The sequence below is a fragment of the Ensifer sp. M14 genome, from assembly GCF_003355565.1.
Classification (GTDB): Bacteria; Pseudomonadota; Alphaproteobacteria; order Rhizobiales; family Rhizobiaceae; genus Ensifer.
In genome coordinates this window covers 2,932,125-2,949,245 of sequence record NZ_QJNR01000004.1, presented here as the reverse complement: position 1 = coordinate 2,949,245, position 17,121 = coordinate 2,932,125, and the positions used below count along the sequence as shown (strand labels likewise).

Below are 17,121 nucleotides of genomic sequence, written 5' to 3'. Positions count from 1 at the left end.
AATCGGCTAAACAGGGCAAAATTGCATGCCGATATAGGAAAGCACCGTGCCGCTGGCAAAAGGTCTGTTTGTAACATTCGAGGGCGGGGAAGGGGCCGGTAAGTCGACCCAATTGCGCCTGCTCGCCGATTCTCTGCGATCGCTTGGCTATGAAGTGCTGACGACGCGCGAGCCCGGCGGATCTGTCGGTGCCGAGGCGGTGCGCCACGTGTTGCTGTCGGGGGCTGCCGAAGCCTTTGGCGTGCGAATGGAAGCTATTCTGTTTGCAGCGGCGCGCAGCGATCATGTCGAAGAGGTCATCCGGCCGGCGCTGTCCAGGGGAACGATCGTGCTTTGCGACCGGTTCATGGATTCCTCGCGCGTCTACCAGGGCATCACCGGCAATCTGGAACCGGCCTTCGTCGAGACGCTCGAGCGGGTAGCGATCAACGGTGTCATGCCTGATCGAACCGTTATTTTCGATCTGCCGGCGAATATCGGTCTCGACCGTGCCCAGCGCCGCGCCGGCGATGACAGGCCAGACCGGTTCGAAAAGGAAGAACTGGAGACGCACGAAAAGCGCCGCGAGGCTTTCCTCGACATCGCAAAGGCCGATCCAAACAGGTGTCGCATCATCGACGCGACGCAATCCGCCGAGGCGATTGCCGCCGAGGTGCTCGGTCTCCTTGAAAACTTGCTCGCAAACGCCGAAATGTCCGAGCCTACATCCACAGGTTCCGCACCATGACGACGGAGACGCCCGGTGTGCTCGAAGGGGCAATTGCCCCGGTCCAGAACGACCGGCTGTTTGGCCATGAGCAGGCGGAAGCATTTCTGGCGCAGAGCTACCGATCGGGCAAGGGGCACCATGCCATCCTGATCGAAGGACCGGAGGGGATCGGTAAGGCAACGCTTGCGTTTCGGTTCGCCAGCCACATCCTCAATCACCCGGATCCGGCGACAGCGCCCGAACGGCTTGGGGATCCCGACCCTGCGTCGATCGTCAGCCGGCAACTGGCCTCCGGCGCGTCACATAACCTTTTGCATCTGACGCGGCCGGTTGACGAAAAGACCGGCAGGGTCAAGGGCGCGATCACCGTCGACGAAGTGCGAAGGGCCGGCAAGTTCTTCGCCCAGACATCGGGCACCGGCAACTGGCGTATCGTCATCATCGACCCGGCCGACGATCTCAACCGGAACGCCGCCAACGCCATTCTGAAAATTCTGGAAGAGCCGCCGCGTCGGTCGTTGTTCCTGGTGCTGACGCATGCGCCGGGTAAGCTGTTGCCGACGATCCGTTCGCGTTGCCTGCCGCTGCGGTTGAAGCCGCTGGAGCCGCCGGCGCTGCGCCAGGCGCTCGACCACCTTGGCTTTGATCTCCAGAGCGAGAATGCCGACCGCATTCTGGCCTCGGCCAACGGCAGCGTCGCGGAGGCGCTGAAGCTGATCAACTACGGTGGTCTGGAGATTGCCGCGACCTTCGAAGGTATCCTTGCTGGGCAGGGGCCAGCGATCCGCAAGGACATGCACAAGCTTGCCGACGTTCTCTCGGCAAAGGACAGCGAAACGATCTTCGACTTCTTCACATCGCTGCTGACCGGTCGGCTCATGCGCGAGGCCCGCGATGCGGCCGTTGCCGGCGATATCATGCGCGCTGAACGTTTCGCCCGGCTTTCGGCCGCGACCGGCGAACGTCTCACGGTTAGCGACGCCTACAATCTCGATCGCAAGCAGACCATTCTTTCGCTGCTGGACGACGTCAAGGCGGCGCTATAGATCGACCCGAAACTTCCATTTGCGTTTGATCGCCGCGACGAGATCGAGATCGTGATGGTGGGCGAAAAGCAGCACGTGACCCAGCAGATCTGCCGCTTCGTTCGCCATATCGGTCTGGATTTCGTCTTCTGACTTTCCATGCCGCCTGCCGCGGCCGCTGCGCTTGTTCCAGGCTTGGGTCAGTTCGCCGATTTCCTCCTGCATCTTCAGGATAAACCAGTCGGCATCCCGCTCGATGCCGTTGTCTTCGGCGTAGCGGGCAGACGCTGCTTCAAATTGACGTTCAAGACGGCGCAGCATGGCGATTCCCCCTGTGTTCGTTTCCGTTTTGTTCTATTGTTTTGTTCGCTTTTGCACAAGCAGGCGTAGCGTCCGGCCAGTGCTTTCCAAGCGGGCTTTTCTCCCATCTCCCGGTTCCTTCCTTGCCGCGTATGCGCTAAGAGCGTCGGTAGCTTCATCCGAGATAGATTGAATCCGCCTATGAGAGACACGTCCCCCTTTTACATCACCACCGCGATTTCCTACCCGAACGGCAAGCCGCATATCGGCCACGCCTATGAGCTGATCGCAACGGATGCAATGGCGCGCTATCAGCGCCTGGACGGACGAGATGTCTTTTTCCTGACGGGCACGGACGAACACGGTCAGAAAATGCAGCAGACGGCGCGCCGGGAAGGCGTGACTCCGCAGGAGCTTGCCGATCGGAATTCCTTGGAATTCCAGAAGATGGCAGTGCTACTGAACGCATCGAACGATGATTTCATCCGCACCACCGAGAAGCGACACCACGAGGCGTCGCAGGACATCTGGGTCCGCATGGGCGAGGCGGGGGATCTCTACAAGGATTCCTATGCCGGCTGGTACTCGGTGCGTGACGAAGCCTACTACCAGGAAAACGAGACAGAGTTGCGTGCCGATGGCGTGCGCTATGGTCCGCAGGGCACGCCGGTCGAATGGGTCGAGGAGCAGAGCTACTTCTTCAAACTGTCGGAGTACCAGGACAAGCTTCTGAAGCACTACGAGGAGAACCCTGATTTCATCGGCCCGGCCGAGCGCCGCAACGAGGTGATCTCCTTCGTCAAATCAGGCCTCAAGGACCTGTCGGTTTCGCGCACCACCTTCGATTGGGGCATCAAGGTGCCGAACGATCCCGGCCATGTCATGTATGTCTGGGTAGACGCGCTCACCAACTACATCACCGCGACCGGTTACCTCGACAATCCGCAGGGACCGCGCGCCAAGTTCTGGCCGGCGAACATTCACATCATCGGCAAGGATATCATCCGCTTCCACGCGGTCTATTGGCCCGCGTTCCTGATGTCGGCCGGCCTGCCGCTGCCCAAGCGCGTCTTCGCGCACGGCTTCCTGCTCAACAAGGGCGAGAAGATGTCGAAGTCGCTCGGCAACGTCGTCGATCCCTTCAATCTCGTCGAGCATTTTGGCCTCGACCAGATCCGCTACTTTTTCCTGCGTGAAGTTTCCTTCGGTCAGGACGGAAGCTACAGCGAGGAGGGGATCGCAACCCGCATCAACTCCGACCTTGCCAATGGCATCGGCAATCTCGCCAGCCGCTCGCTGTCGATGATCGTCAAGAACTGCGACGGCCAGATCCCGGTCTGCGGTGCGCTGACCGACGAAGACAAAGCGATGCTGGCTGCTGCCGACGCCCTGCATGAGATTACCCGCGACGAAATGGGCAAGCAGATGATCCACCGCGCACTGGCGGCGATCATCGCGGTCGTTTCGGAGACTGATCGCTACTTCGCCGGCCAGGAGCCCTGGGCGCTGAAAAAGACCGATCCCGCGCGTATGGCAACCGTGCTTTACGTCACCGCAGAGGTCGTGCGCCAGATCGCCATCCTCTTGCAGCCGTTCATGCCGGAATCCTCCAGAAAACTGCTCGACCTCGTAGCGGCCCCAGCCGACAAGCGTGACTTTGCGGCATTGGGCGAGGCAGGACGCCTGGTTTCCGGAACGCCCCTCGAAGCGCCGAAGCCGGTCTTTCCGCGTTACGTCGCGCCGGAAGCCCAATAAGGCACGATCAGCATGCTTATCGATACCCATTGCCATCTGGATTTCCCCGACTTCGAGGCCGAGCGCGACGCGATCATCGAGCGCGCGCGTGCGGCCGGAGTCGGCCAGATGATCACGATCTCCACCCGCGTGAAGCGCTTCGACACGATCCTGGCGATCGCCGAGGCTTATCCGAACGTCTTCTGTTCCGTCGGTACTCATCCGCACAATGCGGATGAGGAGCTCGATATCACGGTGGACGATCTCATCCGGCTTTCGGCGCACCCGAAGGTCGTGGCGATCGGCGAGGCGGGTCTCGACTACTTCTACGACAACGCACCGCGCGACGCGCAGGTCGAAGGTCTGCGCCGGCACATAGCGGCGGCGCGCGAAACCGGCCTGCCGCTCGTCATCCACAGCCGCTCGGCCAACGACGACATGGCGGCGATCCTGACCGAGGAGATGGGGAAGGGCGCCTTCCCTTTCCTTCTGCATTGCTTCTCGTCGGGGCCGGATCTGGCCCGCATCGGCGTCGAACTCGGTGGCTACGTCTCTTTCTCGGGCATTCTGACCTTCCCGAAATCGGAGGAATTGCGCGAGATCGCCAAGACCGTTCCGCATGACCGGATGATCGTCGAAACCGATGCGCCGTATCTTGCGCCCAAGCCGTTCCGCGGCAAGCGCAACGAGCCCGCCTATGTGGCGCACACGGCTGACGTCCTGGCCGAAACGATCGGCGTAACCAAGGACGAGATTGCAGCGATCACCACGGAAAACGCGTTCCGCATCTTCTCCAAGATGCCGAGGCTCTGACGTGGCATTCAGGCGCGCCTTCACCATTCTCGGCTGCGGGTCGTCGCCTGGTGTGCCGCGCATCACCGGTGATTGGGGTGCCTGCGACCCTGAAAACCCGAAGAACCGTCGCATGCGTGCGGCCTTACTGGTGGAGCAGATCGCGCCGGATGGCGGCAAGACGACAGTGGTCATCGATACCGGTCCGGACTTTCGTGCTCAGATGGTGGCGGCAAATGTCCGTCACATCGATGCCGTGCTCTACACACATGCCCATGCGGATCATCTTCATGGTATCGACGACCTGCGCGGCTTTGTTATTGAAAACAAGAAGCGCGTGCCGATCTGGGCCGATGCCTTTACGATGGGCAGGGTCCGCGAAGGCTTTCGCTACTGCCTGGAATCGCCACCGGGAAGCGGTTATCCGCCGATCGTCGATGCACACATTATCACCGACGACCTTTCACCGGTCGTCATTTCAGGCGCCGGCGGGCCGATCGCATTCCAGCCGTTGATGCAGTTTCACGGCAACATTCATTCGCTGGGATTTCGCGTCGGCGACTTTGCCTATTGCAGCGATGTCAGCGATTTTCCGCCGGAAACGATCGGCAGGTTGGCCGATCTGGACCTTCTGGTGCTCGATACGCTGCAATACAAGTTCCATCCGAGCCACCTGTCGCTGGTGCAGTCGCTCGGCTGGATCGAGCGGCTTCGCCCGAAGCGTGCCGTTCTGACACATATGCATGTGCCGCTCGATTACGACACCGTCCAGGGCGAAACGCCTGACCATGTCGAGCCGGCATATGACTTGATGCGGCTCGAGTTTGAGGTCGACGTCACGGTACTCGGCGACGCCTGAATTTTGTTGAATTCGAAATTACTAATATATCGACTTACTTCGAAAAATAGGGCGCCAGGTTCTTGCGAATGCGCTCTAAGACGGTGCCGCCCGACAGGTTTGGCACGAATGTCCTGCCGGTGATCTTTTCATAGGCTTCGATGTAGACAGCCGATGTCTGCTCGACCAGTTCCTGCGGGATTGCCGGGACGGGATCCTTGTAGGGGTCGCAGCGCTCGGTTACCCACGCGCGTACGAAGTCCTTGTCGAAGCTTTTCGGGCGTTCGCCGGCTTCAAAGCTCTGCTGATAGCTGTCGGCGATCCAGTACCGGCTGCTGTCGGGCGTGTGGATCTCGTCGGCGAGGATGATGGTGCCATCCTTGTCGGTGCCGAATTCATACTTTGTGTCGACCAGGATGAGGCCGCGCTCGGCGGCACGCGCCTGGCCGCGGGCAAACAGCGAGAGTGCGTAGCTCCACACGGTATCGAGTTGCTCTCTCGTCAGCAGGCCTTGCTCGAGAATCTCGTCTGTTGAAAGCGGCTCGTCATGGCCGCCGTCGAAGGCCTTGCTGGTCGGCGTTATGATCGCCTGCGGAAGTTTTTGATTGTCGCGCAGACCATCAGGCAGACGGATGCCGTACATGTCACGTTCGCCGTTGCGGTACTTCGTCAGGATCGAGGTGCTGGTGGTTCCGGCGAGATAACCGCGCACGACGATTTCGACCGGCAGGATATCGAGCCGCTTGCCGATGACGACATTCGGGTCGGGATAGCTGAGCACATGGTTCGGGCAGATGTCTGCAGTTTCCTCGAACCAGTAGCGTGCCGTCTGCGTCAGCACATGGCCCTTGTGCGGAATGGACGTCAGGATGATGTCGAAGGCGCTGAGCCGGTCTGTCGCGATGATGATGCGTTCACCACCGGGAAGATCATAGTTTTCACGCACCTTGCCATTGTAGCGGTTTGGCAGTTCCGGAATGAAAGCATCTGAAAGAACGCGCAATTCGCTCATCGCATAGGGCCTTGCAAAACGAGGTTTCGTGGTGAACGACTAACCAGTCGGCAACGGCTGGGTCAAGCCAAGAGTGAGTGCAATATGCCCGGAAACCAGCATTTAGGCCTATCTGGTAGTTCCATAATCTATCTTATCCGATCTTTCTATGTGGGGGGTGCATTCAAGGATGAAGTGCGACTTGCGATAGATACCAATGGTTTGTCACTCGCAAGGAATGGTTCATGAGACGCACCTACTCCCAAATCGACATGGCTGAACGTCGTAGGATCGCCCGCTGGCGAGCGGCCGGCCTTAGTACCACTGTTATCGCCGAGAAGCTTGGACTGCATCGCTCGACGATTTTCCGAGAACTTAGCGGCAAGGCAACCGACCGGCCGTCGAACAGGCATCCATCGGTTACGCTCGCTTGCGAATGACAAACCGGTTGATTTCGGAATGTCCGGCCGGCAGCGGCATCGACCGTGAATGCCGGAGCGTTCTATCAAGGCTCAGTGACGAATATCACCAAGTTATGATGTTTAAAGTCGTTTGTATGAAAGTATCGACTAATGTGTTGAATAGGCGTGATGTTGGAACTCGGGAGTTAAAGGCAAATGCATTTGGCCGCCGTCCGCACCATTTCCAGGGGCCCAAAATGTCCTATGCTTTCTGAGGTCGGCAGAAAACGTCTGGGTGGAGATCGATGATGATCAGGACATTTGCCATTGCCCTCGGTGTCGCAGCGCAACTGGCAGGTGCGAGCCTGTGTTGGGCCGACGAACCCGTCGATACAGCGCGCTCGATCATCCAGGATCAGATCGCAGCCTTCCTGAATGACGATGCGGATGCCGCCTACTCCTTTGCATCACCGGCAATACGCGGAAAGTTCCCTGACAAGACCGTGTTTTTCGATATGGTCAGGCGCGGTTACCAGCCGGTCTATCGACCGGGCAATTTTGCCTTTGGCCGCTCCAAGGTGGTGGGCGACCAGGTCATCCAGGAGGTGTTGATCTCGGCACCCGATGGCAAGGATTGGACGGCGGTCTACCAGCTGATGAAGCAGCCCGACGGGAGTTACAAGATCAATGGCGTGATGATGCTTCAGGCAGCGCCAGGGCCGGAGATTTAAACTGTTCTGGGCCTCAAAGAGGCGCCAGATCCCCTCGCCGCCAGGTTTCCTGGGTCTCGGCCATGAAGTCGGCAAAGCGGCCCTCTTCGATCGCCAGGCGAATGCCCGCCATCAGTTCCTGATAATAGGCCAGATTGTTCCAGCTGAGCAGCATGCCACCGAGCGATTCGTTCGAGCGGATCAGGTGATGCAGATAGGCGCGCGAATAGTCGCGCGTCGCCGGGCAAGACGATTGCTCGTCCAGCGGCCGCATGTCCTCGGCGTGGCGTGCGTTGCGCAGGTTGATGCGGCCATGGCGGGTAAATGCCAGGCCGTGGCGTCCGGAGCGGGTGGGCATGACGCAGTCGAACATGTCGATGCCATGGGCAACCGATCTCAGTATATCGTCCGGCGTGCCGACGCCCATGAGATAACGCGGCTTTTCCACCGGCAGCTCGGGGCATGTGATGTCGAGCATTCTCAGCATCACCTCCTGCGGTTCGCCGACCGCAAGCCCGCCGACGGCATAACCCTTGAGATCAAGCCCCTTAAGGGCTTCGGCCGAGCGCACGCGCAATGCAGGAATGTCGCCGCCCTGAACAATGCCGAACATCGCCTTGCCTGGCTGGTCGCCGAAGGCGACCTTGCAGCGTTCCGCCCAGCGCAGCGACATTTCCATCGCGCGCTCGATTTCCTTGGGTTCGGCCGGCAATGCCACGCATTCGTCGAGCTGCATCTGGATATCGCTGTCGAGCAACCCTTGAATCTCGATGGAGCGTTCCGGCGACATGTGGAAGAGCGCGCCGTCGACATGGCTCTTGAAAGTGACGCCCTGCTCGTTGAGTTTGCGCAGGCCGGCGAGCGACATCACCTGGAAACCGCCACTGTCGGTGAGGATTGGCCCCTGCCAGCGGATGAGGTCGTGCAGGCCGCCAAGCCGCGCCACGCGTTCGGCGCCCGGCCGCAGCATCAGGTGATAGGTGTTGCCGAGGATGATGTCGGCGCCCAGATCCTTGACCTGGTCGAGATACATCGCCTTGACCGTGCCGACGGTGCCAACCGGCATGAAAGCAGGCGTGCGGATCGTGCCGCGCGGCATGGAAACCTCGCCGCGGCGCGCCTTGCCGTCGGTTGCGTGCAGCTTGAACTCGAAGGTTTCGGTCATCTAGTCTTCCCGGAAAAGCAGGCTGGAATCGCCATAGGAATAGAAGCGGTAGCCGGTCTCGATCGCATGGGCATAGGCCGCGCGCATCGTCTCCAGCCCGCAGAAGGCCGAAACCAGCATGAACAGCGTCGATTTCGGCAGGTGGAAATTGGTCATCAGCATGTCGACAGCGCGGAAGCGGTAGCCGGGCGTGATGAAGATACCTGTCGGCCCCGACCAGGGATGGATCGTGCCGTTTTCGTCGGCAGCACTTTCGATCAGCCGCAGCGACGTCGTGCCGACGCAGACGATCCGGCCGCCCCTCGCCTTGATGGCATTGAGGCGCGAGGCAGTTTCAGCGTCGACATGGCCGATCTCCTGATGCATCACGTGATCATCGGTATCGTCTGCCTTGACGGGCAGGAATGTCCCTGCTCCGACATGCAGGGTCACGAAATGGCGCTCGATGCCGAGGTCGTTCAGCTTGGAAAACAGCCGATCTGTGAAATGCAGGCCGGCTGTCGGCGCAGCAACGGCGCCCTCTTCCCGGGCGTAGACCGTCTGGTAGTCGGTGCGGTCCTGGGCATCCTCGGCGCGTTTAGAGGCGATGTAAGGTGGCAGCGGAATATGCCCGGTCGCCATGATTGCTTCGTCGAGCAGCGGCCCTGAAAGATCGAAGCGCAGCGTCACCTCGCCGGCGTCGCCCTTTTCCTCGACGGTCGCGTCGAGTGTGCCGAGCATGCAGCTGTTGCCGCCATGGCCAAAGGCGATGCCGTCGCCAACCTTGAGACGGCGCGCCGGCCGGGCAAAGGCCTTCCAGCGGTCGGGAGCGACCCGCATGTGCAGGGTCAGCGAAACCGGCGTGGTGATCTCATCGCTGCGTCGGCGAATGCCTTCGAGCTGCGCCGGGATGACCTTGGTGTCGTTGAACACCAACGCGTCGCCGGGACGCAGGAAGGAAGGCAGTTCAAGGACGCCGTGATCCGTCAGGCGTTGCGGCGCCTTTGGGTCGACGACGAGCATGCGGGCGCTGTCGCGCGGGTTGACGGGCCGCAGCGCAATCGAGGTTTCCGGAAGGTCGAAGTCGAACAGGTCTACGCGCATGATCGTTTCTGAAAAAAATGAAAAACCCGCCCCGGGGCCATCAGGCGCGACCGGGACGGGTTTGTGCATTAGCGCAAATCAGGCGTCGGCGGCAACCCGCATGGACACGATGGTATCGGGATCACGCACCGGCTCGCCGCGCTTGATCTTGTCGATGTTGTCCATGCCCTCGATGACCTGGCCCCAGACGGAGTACTGCTTGTTCAGCCACGGTGCATCCGTGAAGCAGATGAAGAACTGCGAATTGGCCGAGTTCGGCGCCTGGCTGCGAGCCATCGAGCAGGTGCCGCGGATATGGCTGACACTCGAGAACTCGGCGTTCAGGTCCGGCTTGGACGAGCCGCCCATGCCGGCGCGCGACGGGTTGAAATGCTCACCGCCGGTCTTGCCGTACTGGACATCGCCGGTCTGTGCCATGAAGTCCTCGATCACGCGGTGAAACACCACGCCGTCATAGGCGCCTTCGCGTGCCAGTTCCTTGATACGGGCGACATGACCCGGAGCCACATCAGGCTTAAGTTCGATGACGACCTTGCCTTTGGTGGTCTCCATGATGATCGTGTTTTCCGGATCTTTGATCTCGGCCATGGGTTTTCTCCTTCTGTTGACTTTACTTGCCGACCTTGACGCTGATCATGCGGTCGGGATCGGTGACGGAGCCGTTATTGGCGTCGTCGCCGAGTTTGATCTTGTCGACGTTCTCCATGCCGGAGACGACCTTGCCGACGACCGTGTATTGGCCGTTGAGGAAGTCGCCCGGGGCAAACATGATGAAGAACTGCGAATTGGCGCTGTTGGGGTCCTGCGAACGGGCCATGCCGACCGTGCCGCGCTCGAACGGGACGTCGGAGAATTCGGCCGGCAGGTCCGGCTTGGAAGAACCACCCGTGCCAGCCGCCTGAGGCTGGAAGCCCTCTTCCATATCGCCATACTGCACGTCGCCGGTCTGGGCCATGAAGCCCTTGATCACGCGGTGGAAGGCGACGTTGTTGTATTCGCCGGCCGTTGCCAGCGCCTTGATCTGTTCGACATGCTTCGGCGCGATATCCGGACGAAGCTCGACGACGACAGGGCCATCCTTCAGCGTGATCGTGAGGAAGTTATCGGCCGACTGCGCAAATGCGGTTCCCGCAAAGGAAGCAAGCGTGAGGGCACCGGCGAAAGCGAGGTGGAGGATTTTCATGGTTTCTCCCTGAGTGGTGAATGGAGTGTGGCGGCTCTAGGCCTTGCGTTTGGCCTGCAGCGCCGCGTGGACCGCCTTGGGCACGAAGGCGCTGACGTCACCGCCCATGGCCGCGATCTGGCGGACCAATGTGGCCGTAATGGGCCGCGATGCCGTGCCCGCCGGCAGAAACAGGGTCTGAACATCAGGCGCCATTTGCCGATTCATGCCCGCCATCTGCATCTCGTAGTCGAGGTCCGTGCCGTCACGCAGACCACGCACAAGCAGCTTTGCGCCGCTTTGCCGCGCGGCGTCGACCACGAGGTTGTCGAAGGAGACGACATCGATATCGGCGGCGCGCTCGGGCAGAAATTCGAGCAGCGACTCGCGAATAAGGTCCGCGCGCTGGTCGAATGAAAAGAGCGGTGCCTTGCCCGGATGGATACCGATCGCCACGATAACTTTGCGCGCCACGTTCAGCGCCTGAACAAGTACGTCGAGATGCCCGTTCGTCATCGGATCGAAAGAGCCGGGGTAGAATGCCGTCGTCATCGCACCTGTTTCCGTTTGGTGAAGCCTTTTGTCATGGACGGCGACGGATCGCAAGAGTTGTGCAGGAGAGCAAGCCTGTTCCCTGGGAAACAGCGGCGCCAAAGAAATGAATGCTAGATGAATGCCATGTTCAAGAGCGTTTCACATCGCAGACTGTAATGTGAAGCAAGAAAGAACGGAACCTTTTTGAAGATACTGCCGTTTAGAACCTGAAAGGATGACGGCTATGGGACTTGCTCTGTTTTCGATGACGATGTTTTTCGCAATGATCTTTGCGACGATACATGCACTCCGGGACGAATCCCGTGAGCAGCGCGACCGCTCAGGCAACCGTAAGATCTTCGGCTAAAGGTAAAATGTCATGGCGACAGTCTTCATGACCGCCGCGGCGGTAATCAGTTTCGTCTTTCTCGTCGACTTTGCCCGCACGATACGCGACCTCCAGCGCGATCGACTGGGCTCCAACGATACAGGCGGCTTCAACGTTTAGTAATCTGCAGAAACTTTCCTCCAGAAGTTTCAAAATAAGCGCCCGCCATTCTTCCCCTGAAGCGGTCGCTTTCTAAAGCCGGACGGCATCCCCTGCCCGTCCGGCTTTTTCTTTGTCCGGAAGCTGTCGCTGCCTAAGCCGCCGACACCTTATGCGTCCGGATCATGCGGAAGAACCGCCAGTTCAGGAACAGCGCGGCAGCGGCAAGGCCGAGCACGAATCCGAACCACACGCCTGTTCCGCCGAAGTTGAGCGGAAACGCGAAGGCCCAGGCGCAAACGAACCCGATCGGCCAATAGGAAATCATCGCCAGCATCATCGGTACCTTTGTGTCCTTGAGGCCGCGAAGCATGCCGGCGGCAATCGCCTGCAATCCGTCGACCAGTTGAAATGCGCCGGCGATCACGATGAGCGGAGCAGCAAAGGCAAGCACCTGGGCTGCATCCGGCCTGCTGGTGTCCAGGTAAAGTGCTGCAAGTTGGCTCGGAAAGAGTGCAAAGATCGCGCTGCCGATGGTCGCGAAGACGGATCCGAGCACCAGTGCGGAAATTGCTGCGCGCCGGACGCCGAGCATGTCGCCTCGGCCGTAGGAAAGGCCGACGCGCACGGTTGCCGCCTGGGCAATTCCGAGAGGGATCATGAAGGCGAGCGATGCGAACTGCAACGCGATGCCATGTGCCGCAAGCTCGATGGTGCCGATCGTTCCCATCAGCAGCGAGGCGACGGTGAACAGGCTGACTTCGGCAAGAATGGTCAGCGAGATCGGTATTCCGAGATAAACGACTTCCCTGAATGCCGGCCAATCCGGGCGCCAGAAGCGCACGAACAGCTCATACTGGTTCAGTTCCAGTTTGCTCTTGATGTAGGCGATGGTCAGCACCGTGCCGAGGACGGCCACGCCAAGGGCGGCGACGGCTGCACCGAAGATGCCCAATTGCGGGAAGCCGAAGTGGCCGTAGATCAGCACGTAGCAAAGTGCGGCATTGAGGACGAGCGTTGCCAGGGTGATATAGAGAATGATTCCTGCCCGCTCCAGGCCGCTCAGGAACGCACGCAGCACCATGAAGATGAGGCCGGGGAAGATCGCCCATTGTGCAATGTGCAGATACTCGGCGGCAAGGGCTGCGACCTCCGGCTGCTGGCCGGCGAGTAGAAGGATCGGTTCGGCAAGCCAGAGCACCGGCGCCGTCAGTACGCCGTAACAAAGCACCACCCAGAGCCCCATGCGCACGGAGCGGCGGACCGAAACCTTGTCGCCCCTGCCCTGTGCTTGTGCGGCCATCGGCACCACGGCATTGGCGAAGCCGCTGCCGAAGATGTAGACGGTGAAGTACATCTGCGTTGCCAGGATGATCGCGGCGAGCTGCGTGGCGCCGAGCTTGCCCACCATCAACACGTCGGTCGTGTTGATCGCAAGTTGTGCCAGCTGCGCGCCGATGAAGGGGACGCCGAGATAGAGGCTTGCCCGATAATGGGTGCGCCATGAATTGTCGGTTTGCACCTGGCTCGGGCTCGCATTGGCGGTCAGCATGACGGATTCCTGGATGTCGACGCGGCCGAGAACCGCAGGTCAGAACGGAGGGAAGGATGACGGAAATAGAGCACGGCCGTCGAAAGAACCAGTGACAAAGCTTCGGCTGCTCAATTTTTCATCGAAGGATCAAGAAAATTGATCAATTTCGGTGCATGGCGCCGTGGTCGGCATAGCGCGGTTCGATCGGCGGTTCCGCAGGCTCGATATCTTCGGCCGGGACGGCGAGCCGCTTCGGTACCTTGAACCAGAAGACAAGGAGTGCGCCCACCACGAAACAACTGGCAAGTGCATAAGATGCGCCGGAGAAAGTGACTGCGGTGGTCGGGCTCGTGAAGTAGCCGAAGATCTGGGTGAAGATCAGCGGGCCGATGATCGTCGTGATGCTGCCGATGCTGGTGAGCGCGCCCTGCAGCTCGCCTTGCGCCGACGCAGGCACGTGACCTGCGGCGATACTGCGCAGCGGCGGATCAGCGAGGCTCTCGAGTGCTGTGGCGATAATCACGGCGTAGATCATCCAGCCCTGCCATGCCGCGGCATAGCCAGCGGCACCGAGTGCCGTGAAGGTCAAACCAAGGACGGCCGTCCTCCATTCGCCGAGCCGTGACACGACGCGCGGCAGCACGAACGCCATCACCAAAGCGCCGCCAATGCCGAAGATGCCGAGCGACAGGCCGATTTCGCCCTCGCTCCAGCCGTAACGGTAGGAGGAGACGAACGACCAGACGGACGGATAGACTGCGTGCGCCATCCAGAACAGGAAGAAGACCAGCCCGACCCAGCCGATGCCGGGATAGTTGCGCATCTGTTTGAGCGCACCGAGCGGATTGGCGCGTTGCCATTCGAAGCGGCGGCGGTTCGCCCTGTCCAGCGTTTCCGGCAGCAGGAAAACGCCAAGCACAAAGTTGATGAAGGACAGTGCCGCAGCGCCATAGAACGGCACGCGTGGTCCCAATTCGCCCAAAAGCCCGCCAATGACTGGCCCCAGCGCAAAGCCGGATCCGAACGCGATGCCGATCAGGCCGAAATTCTTGGCGCGGTTTCCATCATGGCTGATGTCGGCAATGTAGGCTGAGGCAGTGCCGAAGCTGGCGCCGCTGATGCCGGCGAGTACACGGCCGACAAACAGCATCCAGTAGCTGGTCGCAAGGGCGCAGATCAGGTTGTCGATGGCGAAGGTGAGCACCGAGGCAAGCAGGATCGGCCGGCGCCCGAAACGGTCGCTGAGATTGCCGATGAAGGGCGCAAAGAGGAACTGCATCGCAGCGTAGACCAGCAGCAGCCAGCCGCCGTCGATGGCCGCGTCGCTGACATTGGCGCCGGTCAATTCTTCCAGATAGGTGGGCAGCACCGGCACGATGATCGCGATGCCGATGATGTCTAGAAACAGGATGAGGAAGACGAGGAACAGGCCGCGCCGCACGAACTTCTCGTCGAGCATCAAACTCTCCCCGCGCTATCCGTCGCCAGCGCGGAGACAGAACGTGAACGACGTTACCAATTTAGGTGTAACGCATGATTTCAATCGAAACAATACGTGAACATCTCAAAGTTTTTTATGAGAGCGATCGCGTTCGTTGATCCATTGCTCTCCGGCGATACGGCGCGTCAGGGCCACCGTGTCCGTTGCTCCGCCTTGAGAAAGTCGACGAAGGCTCGAAGCGGCGCTGGCATGTGACGACGGCTGGCATAATAGAGAAACGGCCCTGAAAAGGTCGTCACCCATGGTTCGAGGATCGCCACCAGCCCACCGGATGCCAGATGCGGCGCCAGGAACTCCTCGAAGGTCCGGATGACGCCGAGCCCCTCGATCGCAGCCGTAATTTCAAGATCGACGGCGTTCGCGGTGACGACGGCAGGCGGCGTGATCGTGATTGCTGCCTCGCCGTCGCCAAATTCCCAGGCGAGGCCGACACCGCTCGCAAAGCGGTGTCGGATGCAGGCATGCTCCAGCAGATCGTGCGGATGGTGAGGCATTCCGTGTCGCGCAATATACGCCGGCGACGCTGCCGTGACGTAGCGTTGCTGTCGTGGTCCGATCGGGATGGCGATCATGTCGCGTTCGACCCGTTCCTCGTAGCGGATGCCGGCATCGAAGCCGGCTGCGAGAACGTCGACGAACCCATCCTCCGCCGTCACCTCAAGCGAAATGGCCGGGTTTGCCCTCAGGAAGCGCCCGACGATCGAAGGCAGGATTTCGCGTGCGACGACCGAAGGCACGTTCAGCTTCAAAGTGCCTGCCGGGCTGTCGCGCAGTTCATTCACCTGGTCGAGCGCGCCGGCAATTTCGCCGAGTGCCGGCTGCAAGCGCTCAAGCAGCCGCATGCCGGCCTCGGTCGGTGTTACACTGCGGGTCGTGCGGTTGAGCAGACGCACGTCCAGTTTGGCTTCGAGCCGCCTCAGCGCTTCGCTGAGCGACGAAGCGGAAACACCCCGCTTCTTGGCGGCAGCGCGAAAACTTCGCTCGCGTGCGACGGCGGTGAAGGCATCGAGGTCAGCCAGCGGAAGATCATTCATTGTGCGAATTAGAGAACAGCCCGTTCGGAGTGTCCAGGATTATCGCACGATTGCGTCGGGCGTATCAATGGAGAAGAACAAGGACGCAAGGTGCGCCCATCGAAGGAGAATGAGTATGGATCAGGTTTCACTCGGAAAGACCGGCCCGATGGTTTCCGACCTTGGCCTTGGCTGCATGGGAATGTCCGGCATGTATGGCCCCTCTGACCGGGCGGAAAGCATCGCCACCTTTCATGCCGCGCTCGATGCCGGAATCACGCTCATCGATACCGGCGACTTCTACGGCATGGGCCACAACGAGATGCTGATCGGTGAAGCGCTTAAGGGCAAGGATCGCGATCGGGTTGCCCTCAGCGTGAAGTTCGGTGCGTTGCGAGACGCCGCAGGCAACTGGCAAGGCTACGATTGCCGACCGAAGGCGGTTCGCAATTTCCTCGCCTATACCCTGCAACGGCTCGGCGTCGACCATATCGATATCTACCGCCCTGCCCGTCTCGACCCGGATGTGCCGATCGAAGACACGATCGGGGCGATCGCAGACCTGGTGAAGGCCGGCTACGTCAGACACATCGGGCTCTCCGAAGTCGGATCTGCGACCATACGAAGGGCCGCGGCCGTGCATCAGATTTCGGATCTGCAGATTGAATATTCGCTGATCTCGCGCGGCATCGAGGATGATATCCTGCCCACATGCCGGGCGCTCGGTATCGGCATCACCGCCTACGGCGTGCTGTCGCGGGGCCTGATCAGCGGCCATTGGCAGAAGGGCGCCGCCGAGCGCGGTGATTTTCGCGCAGCCAGCCCGCGCTTTCAGGAAGGCAATGTGGACAGAAACCTGGCCCTCGTCGACGCCCTTAAGCGCGTGTCGGATGCCAAAGGCGCCTCTGTTGCACAGATCGCCATCGCCTGGGTTGCAGCGCAAGGCGAGGACATCGTGCCGCTGGTTGGTGCACGCAGACGCGACCGGCTGGCCGAAGCGCTGGCCTCACAAGCGGTTTATCTGACGCCGGAAGATCTGGCTGCCATCGAGCAGGTGGTGCCGAAGGGTGCGGCCGCAGGCGCACGCTATCCCGAGGCGCAACTCGCCCATATGGACAGCGAGCGCCATTAGTTCCGGACAG

At 60.5% G+C, this 17,121-nt stretch carries 18 protein-coding genes and 1 pseudogene; 9 read left to right on the top strand and 10 right to left on the bottom strand.

Going from position 1 to position 17,121, the window contains the following annotated elements; all coding sequences use genetic code 11:
* The first annotated feature begins 46 nt into the window (after positions 1–46).
* Together tmk and BLJAPNOD_RS14155 are read left to right on the top strand one after the other, a co-directional pair.
* Entirely contained in the window at positions 47–727 is a 681-nt protein-coding gene (gene tmk, locus BLJAPNOD_RS14160; protein WP_077503536.1) for a dTMP kinase, read from the top strand.
* Positions 724–1,755 carry a DNA polymerase III subunit delta' gene (locus BLJAPNOD_RS14155; protein ID WP_077503537.1) on the top strand — a complete coding sequence of 344 codons (1,032 nt, stop codon included), beginning with the start codon at positions 724–726 and terminating at the stop codon, positions 1,753–1,755. Before tmk ends, BLJAPNOD_RS14155 begins: the two co-directional genes overlap by 4 nt.
* Here BLJAPNOD_RS14155 and BLJAPNOD_RS14150 read toward each other — a convergent pair.
* Positions 1,750–2,055, bottom strand: coding sequence for a pyrophosphatase (locus tag BLJAPNOD_RS14150; protein WP_115420263.1), 306 nt, complete (start codon positions 2,053–2,055; stop codon positions 1,750–1,752). The genes BLJAPNOD_RS14155 and BLJAPNOD_RS14150 overlap by 6 nt on opposite strands.
* Before the next feature lie 180 nt (positions 2,056–2,235).
* Between BLJAPNOD_RS14150 and metG the strand changes: the two genes are divergently transcribed.
* Genes metG through BLJAPNOD_RS14135 form a run of 3 tightly spaced genes read left to right on the top strand, consistent with a single transcriptional unit; the run spans position 2,236 to position 5,419 of the window.
* Entirely contained in the window at positions 2,236–3,789 is a 1,554-nt protein-coding gene (gene metG / locus BLJAPNOD_RS14145) for a methionine--tRNA ligase (protein ID WP_115420262.1), read from the top strand.
* A gap of 12 nt (positions 3,790–3,801) precedes the next feature.
* On the top strand, positions 3,802–4,581 hold the full coding sequence (locus BLJAPNOD_RS14140) for a TatD family hydrolase (RefSeq protein WP_115420261.1): 780 nt from the start codon (positions 3,802–3,804) through the stop codon (positions 4,579–4,581).
* A gap of 1 nt (position 4,582) precedes the next feature.
* Positions 4,583–5,419 carry an MBL fold metallo-hydrolase gene (locus BLJAPNOD_RS14135; protein WP_077503541.1) on the top strand — a complete coding sequence of 279 codons (837 nt, stop codon included), beginning with the start codon at positions 4,583–4,585 and terminating at the stop codon, positions 5,417–5,419.
* Between the two features lie 34 nt (positions 5,420–5,453).
* On the opposite strand, the gene BLJAPNOD_RS14130 is transcribed toward BLJAPNOD_RS14135, so the two are convergent.
* A complete protein-coding gene (locus BLJAPNOD_RS14130) occupies positions 5,454–6,401 on the bottom strand; it encodes a phosphoribosylaminoimidazolesuccinocarboxamide synthase (RefSeq protein ID WP_077503899.1) in 948 nt (315 codons plus the stop codon).
* A gap of 233 nt (positions 6,402–6,634) precedes the next feature.
* On the opposite strand from BLJAPNOD_RS14130, the pseudogene BLJAPNOD_RS14125 reads away from it, so the two are divergent.
* A pseudogene (locus BLJAPNOD_RS14125) lies at positions 6,635–6,766 on the top strand (helix-turn-helix domain-containing protein); the annotation flags it as partial.
* A 332-nt stretch (positions 6,767–7,098) separates the two neighbouring features.
* The gene (locus BLJAPNOD_RS14120) at positions 7,099–7,521 is read left to right on the top strand and encodes a DUF4864 domain-containing protein (RefSeq protein WP_115420260.1); all 423 of its coding nucleotides are present in this window, start codon (positions 7,099–7,101) and stop codon (positions 7,519–7,521) included.
* A gap of 13 nt (positions 7,522–7,534) precedes the next feature.
* Here the strand turns inward: BLJAPNOD_RS14120 and tgt are convergent, their stop codons facing one another.
* The 5 genes from tgt to coaD form a co-directional block, all read right to left on the bottom strand.
* Positions 7,535–8,665 carry a tRNA guanosine(34) transglycosylase Tgt gene (gene tgt / locus BLJAPNOD_RS14115; protein WP_115420259.1) on the bottom strand — a complete coding sequence of 377 codons (1,131 nt, stop codon included), beginning with the start codon at positions 8,663–8,665 and terminating at the stop codon, positions 7,535–7,537.
* Positions 8,666–9,748: a tRNA preQ1(34) S-adenosylmethionine ribosyltransferase-isomerase QueA gene (gene queA, locus BLJAPNOD_RS14110; protein ID WP_115420258.1), complete on the bottom strand. Its 1,083-nt coding sequence runs from the start codon at positions 9,746–9,748 to the stop codon at positions 8,666–8,668.
* A 78-nt stretch (positions 9,749–9,826) separates the two neighbouring features.
* Positions 9,827–10,336, bottom strand: coding sequence for a peptidylprolyl isomerase (locus tag BLJAPNOD_RS14105; protein ID WP_077503544.1), 510 nt, complete (start codon positions 10,334–10,336; stop codon positions 9,827–9,829).
* A 22-nt stretch (positions 10,337–10,358) separates the two neighbouring features.
* Positions 10,359–10,931 (bottom strand): peptidylprolyl isomerase, encoded by a 573-nt coding sequence (locus tag BLJAPNOD_RS14100; protein WP_115420257.1) that lies wholly within the window; start codon positions 10,929–10,931, stop codon positions 10,359–10,361.
* A gap of 36 nt (positions 10,932–10,967) precedes the next feature.
* Complete coding sequence (gene coaD, locus BLJAPNOD_RS14095; protein ID WP_077503546.1) at positions 10,968–11,462, bottom strand: pantetheine-phosphate adenylyltransferase; 495 nt, start codon at positions 11,460–11,462, stop codon at positions 10,968–10,970.
* A 361-nt stretch (positions 11,463–11,823) separates the two neighbouring features.
* Between coaD and BLJAPNOD_RS36380 the strand changes: the two genes are divergently transcribed.
* Positions 11,824–11,952: a hypothetical protein gene (locus BLJAPNOD_RS36380; protein ID WP_256372323.1), complete on the top strand. Its 129-nt coding sequence runs from the start codon at positions 11,824–11,826 to the stop codon at positions 11,950–11,952.
* 133 nt (positions 11,953–12,085) lie between these two features.
* Here the strand turns inward: BLJAPNOD_RS36380 and BLJAPNOD_RS14090 are convergent, their stop codons facing one another.
* The 3 genes from BLJAPNOD_RS14090 to BLJAPNOD_RS14080 form a co-directional block, all read right to left on the bottom strand.
* Positions 12,086–13,483: an MATE family efflux transporter gene (locus BLJAPNOD_RS14090; RefSeq protein WP_115420256.1), complete on the bottom strand. Its 1,398-nt coding sequence runs from the start codon at positions 13,481–13,483 to the stop codon at positions 12,086–12,088.
* A 142-nt stretch (positions 13,484–13,625) separates the two neighbouring features.
* Positions 13,626–14,924, bottom strand: a complete 1,299-nt coding sequence (locus tag BLJAPNOD_RS14085) for a TCR/Tet family MFS transporter (protein ID WP_115420255.1) — start codon at positions 14,922–14,924, stop codon at positions 13,626–13,628.
* Positions 14,925–15,091: 167 nt separating this feature from the next.
* Positions 15,092–16,000 (bottom strand): LysR family transcriptional regulator, encoded by a 909-nt coding sequence (locus BLJAPNOD_RS14080; protein ID WP_115420254.1) that lies wholly within the window; start codon positions 15,998–16,000, stop codon positions 15,092–15,094.
* Positions 16,001–16,115: 115 nt separating this feature from the next.
* On the opposite strand from BLJAPNOD_RS14080, the gene BLJAPNOD_RS14075 reads away from it, so the two are divergent.
* The gene (locus BLJAPNOD_RS14075) at positions 16,116–17,111 is read left to right on the top strand and encodes an aldo/keto reductase (protein ID WP_115420253.1); all 996 of its coding nucleotides are present in this window, start codon (positions 16,116–16,118) and stop codon (positions 17,109–17,111) included.
* Positions 17,112–17,121: the final 10 nt, after the last annotated feature.

Coding starts and splice junctions, on each gene's coding strand:
- BLJAPNOD_RS14150 (WP_115420263.1), bottom strand. CDS start 2,055: ATGCTGCGCCGTCTTGAACGTCAATTTGAAGCAGCGTCTGCCCGCTAC.
- coaD (WP_077503546.1), bottom strand. CDS start 11,462: ATGACGACGGCATTCTACCCCGGCTCTTTCGATCCGATGACGAACGGG.
- tgt (WP_115420259.1), bottom strand. CDS start 8,665: ATGACCGAAACCTTCGAGTTCAAGCTGCACGCAACCGACGGCAAGGCG.
- BLJAPNOD_RS14105 (WP_077503544.1), bottom strand. CDS start 10,336: ATGGCCGAGATCAAAGATCCGGAAAACACGATCATCATGGAGACCACC.
- BLJAPNOD_RS14140 (WP_115420261.1), top strand. CDS start 3,802: ATGCTTATCGATACCCATTGCCATCTGGATTTCCCCGACTTCGAGGCC.
- BLJAPNOD_RS36380 (WP_256372323.1), top strand. CDS start 11,824: ATGGCGACAGTCTTCATGACCGCCGCGGCGGTAATCAGTTTCGTCTTT.
- BLJAPNOD_RS14100 (WP_115420257.1), bottom strand. CDS start 10,931: ATGAAAATCCTCCACCTCGCTTTCGCCGGTGCCCTCACGCTTGCTTCC.
- BLJAPNOD_RS14080 (WP_115420254.1), bottom strand. CDS start 16,000: ATGAATGATCTTCCGCTGGCTGACCTCGATGCCTTCACCGCCGTCGCA.
- metG (WP_115420262.1), top strand. CDS start 2,236: ATGAGAGACACGTCCCCCTTTTACATCACCACCGCGATTTCCTACCCG.
- BLJAPNOD_RS14085 (WP_115420255.1), bottom strand. CDS start 14,924: ATGCTCGACGAGAAGTTCGTGCGGCGCGGCCTGTTCCTCGTCTTCCTC.
- BLJAPNOD_RS14090 (WP_115420256.1), bottom strand. CDS start 13,483: ATGCTGACCGCCAATGCGAGCCCGAGCCAGGTGCAAACCGACAATTCA.
- BLJAPNOD_RS14155 (WP_077503537.1), top strand. CDS start 724: ATGACGACGGAGACGCCCGGTGTGCTCGAAGGGGCAATTGCCCCGGTC.
- BLJAPNOD_RS14075 (WP_115420253.1), top strand. CDS start 16,116: ATGGATCAGGTTTCACTCGGAAAGACCGGCCCGATGGTTTCCGACCTT.
- queA (WP_115420258.1), bottom strand. CDS start 9,748: ATGCGCGTAGACCTGTTCGACTTCGACCTTCCGGAAACCTCGATTGCG.
- BLJAPNOD_RS14120 (WP_115420260.1), top strand. CDS start 7,099: ATGATCAGGACATTTGCCATTGCCCTCGGTGTCGCAGCGCAACTGGCA.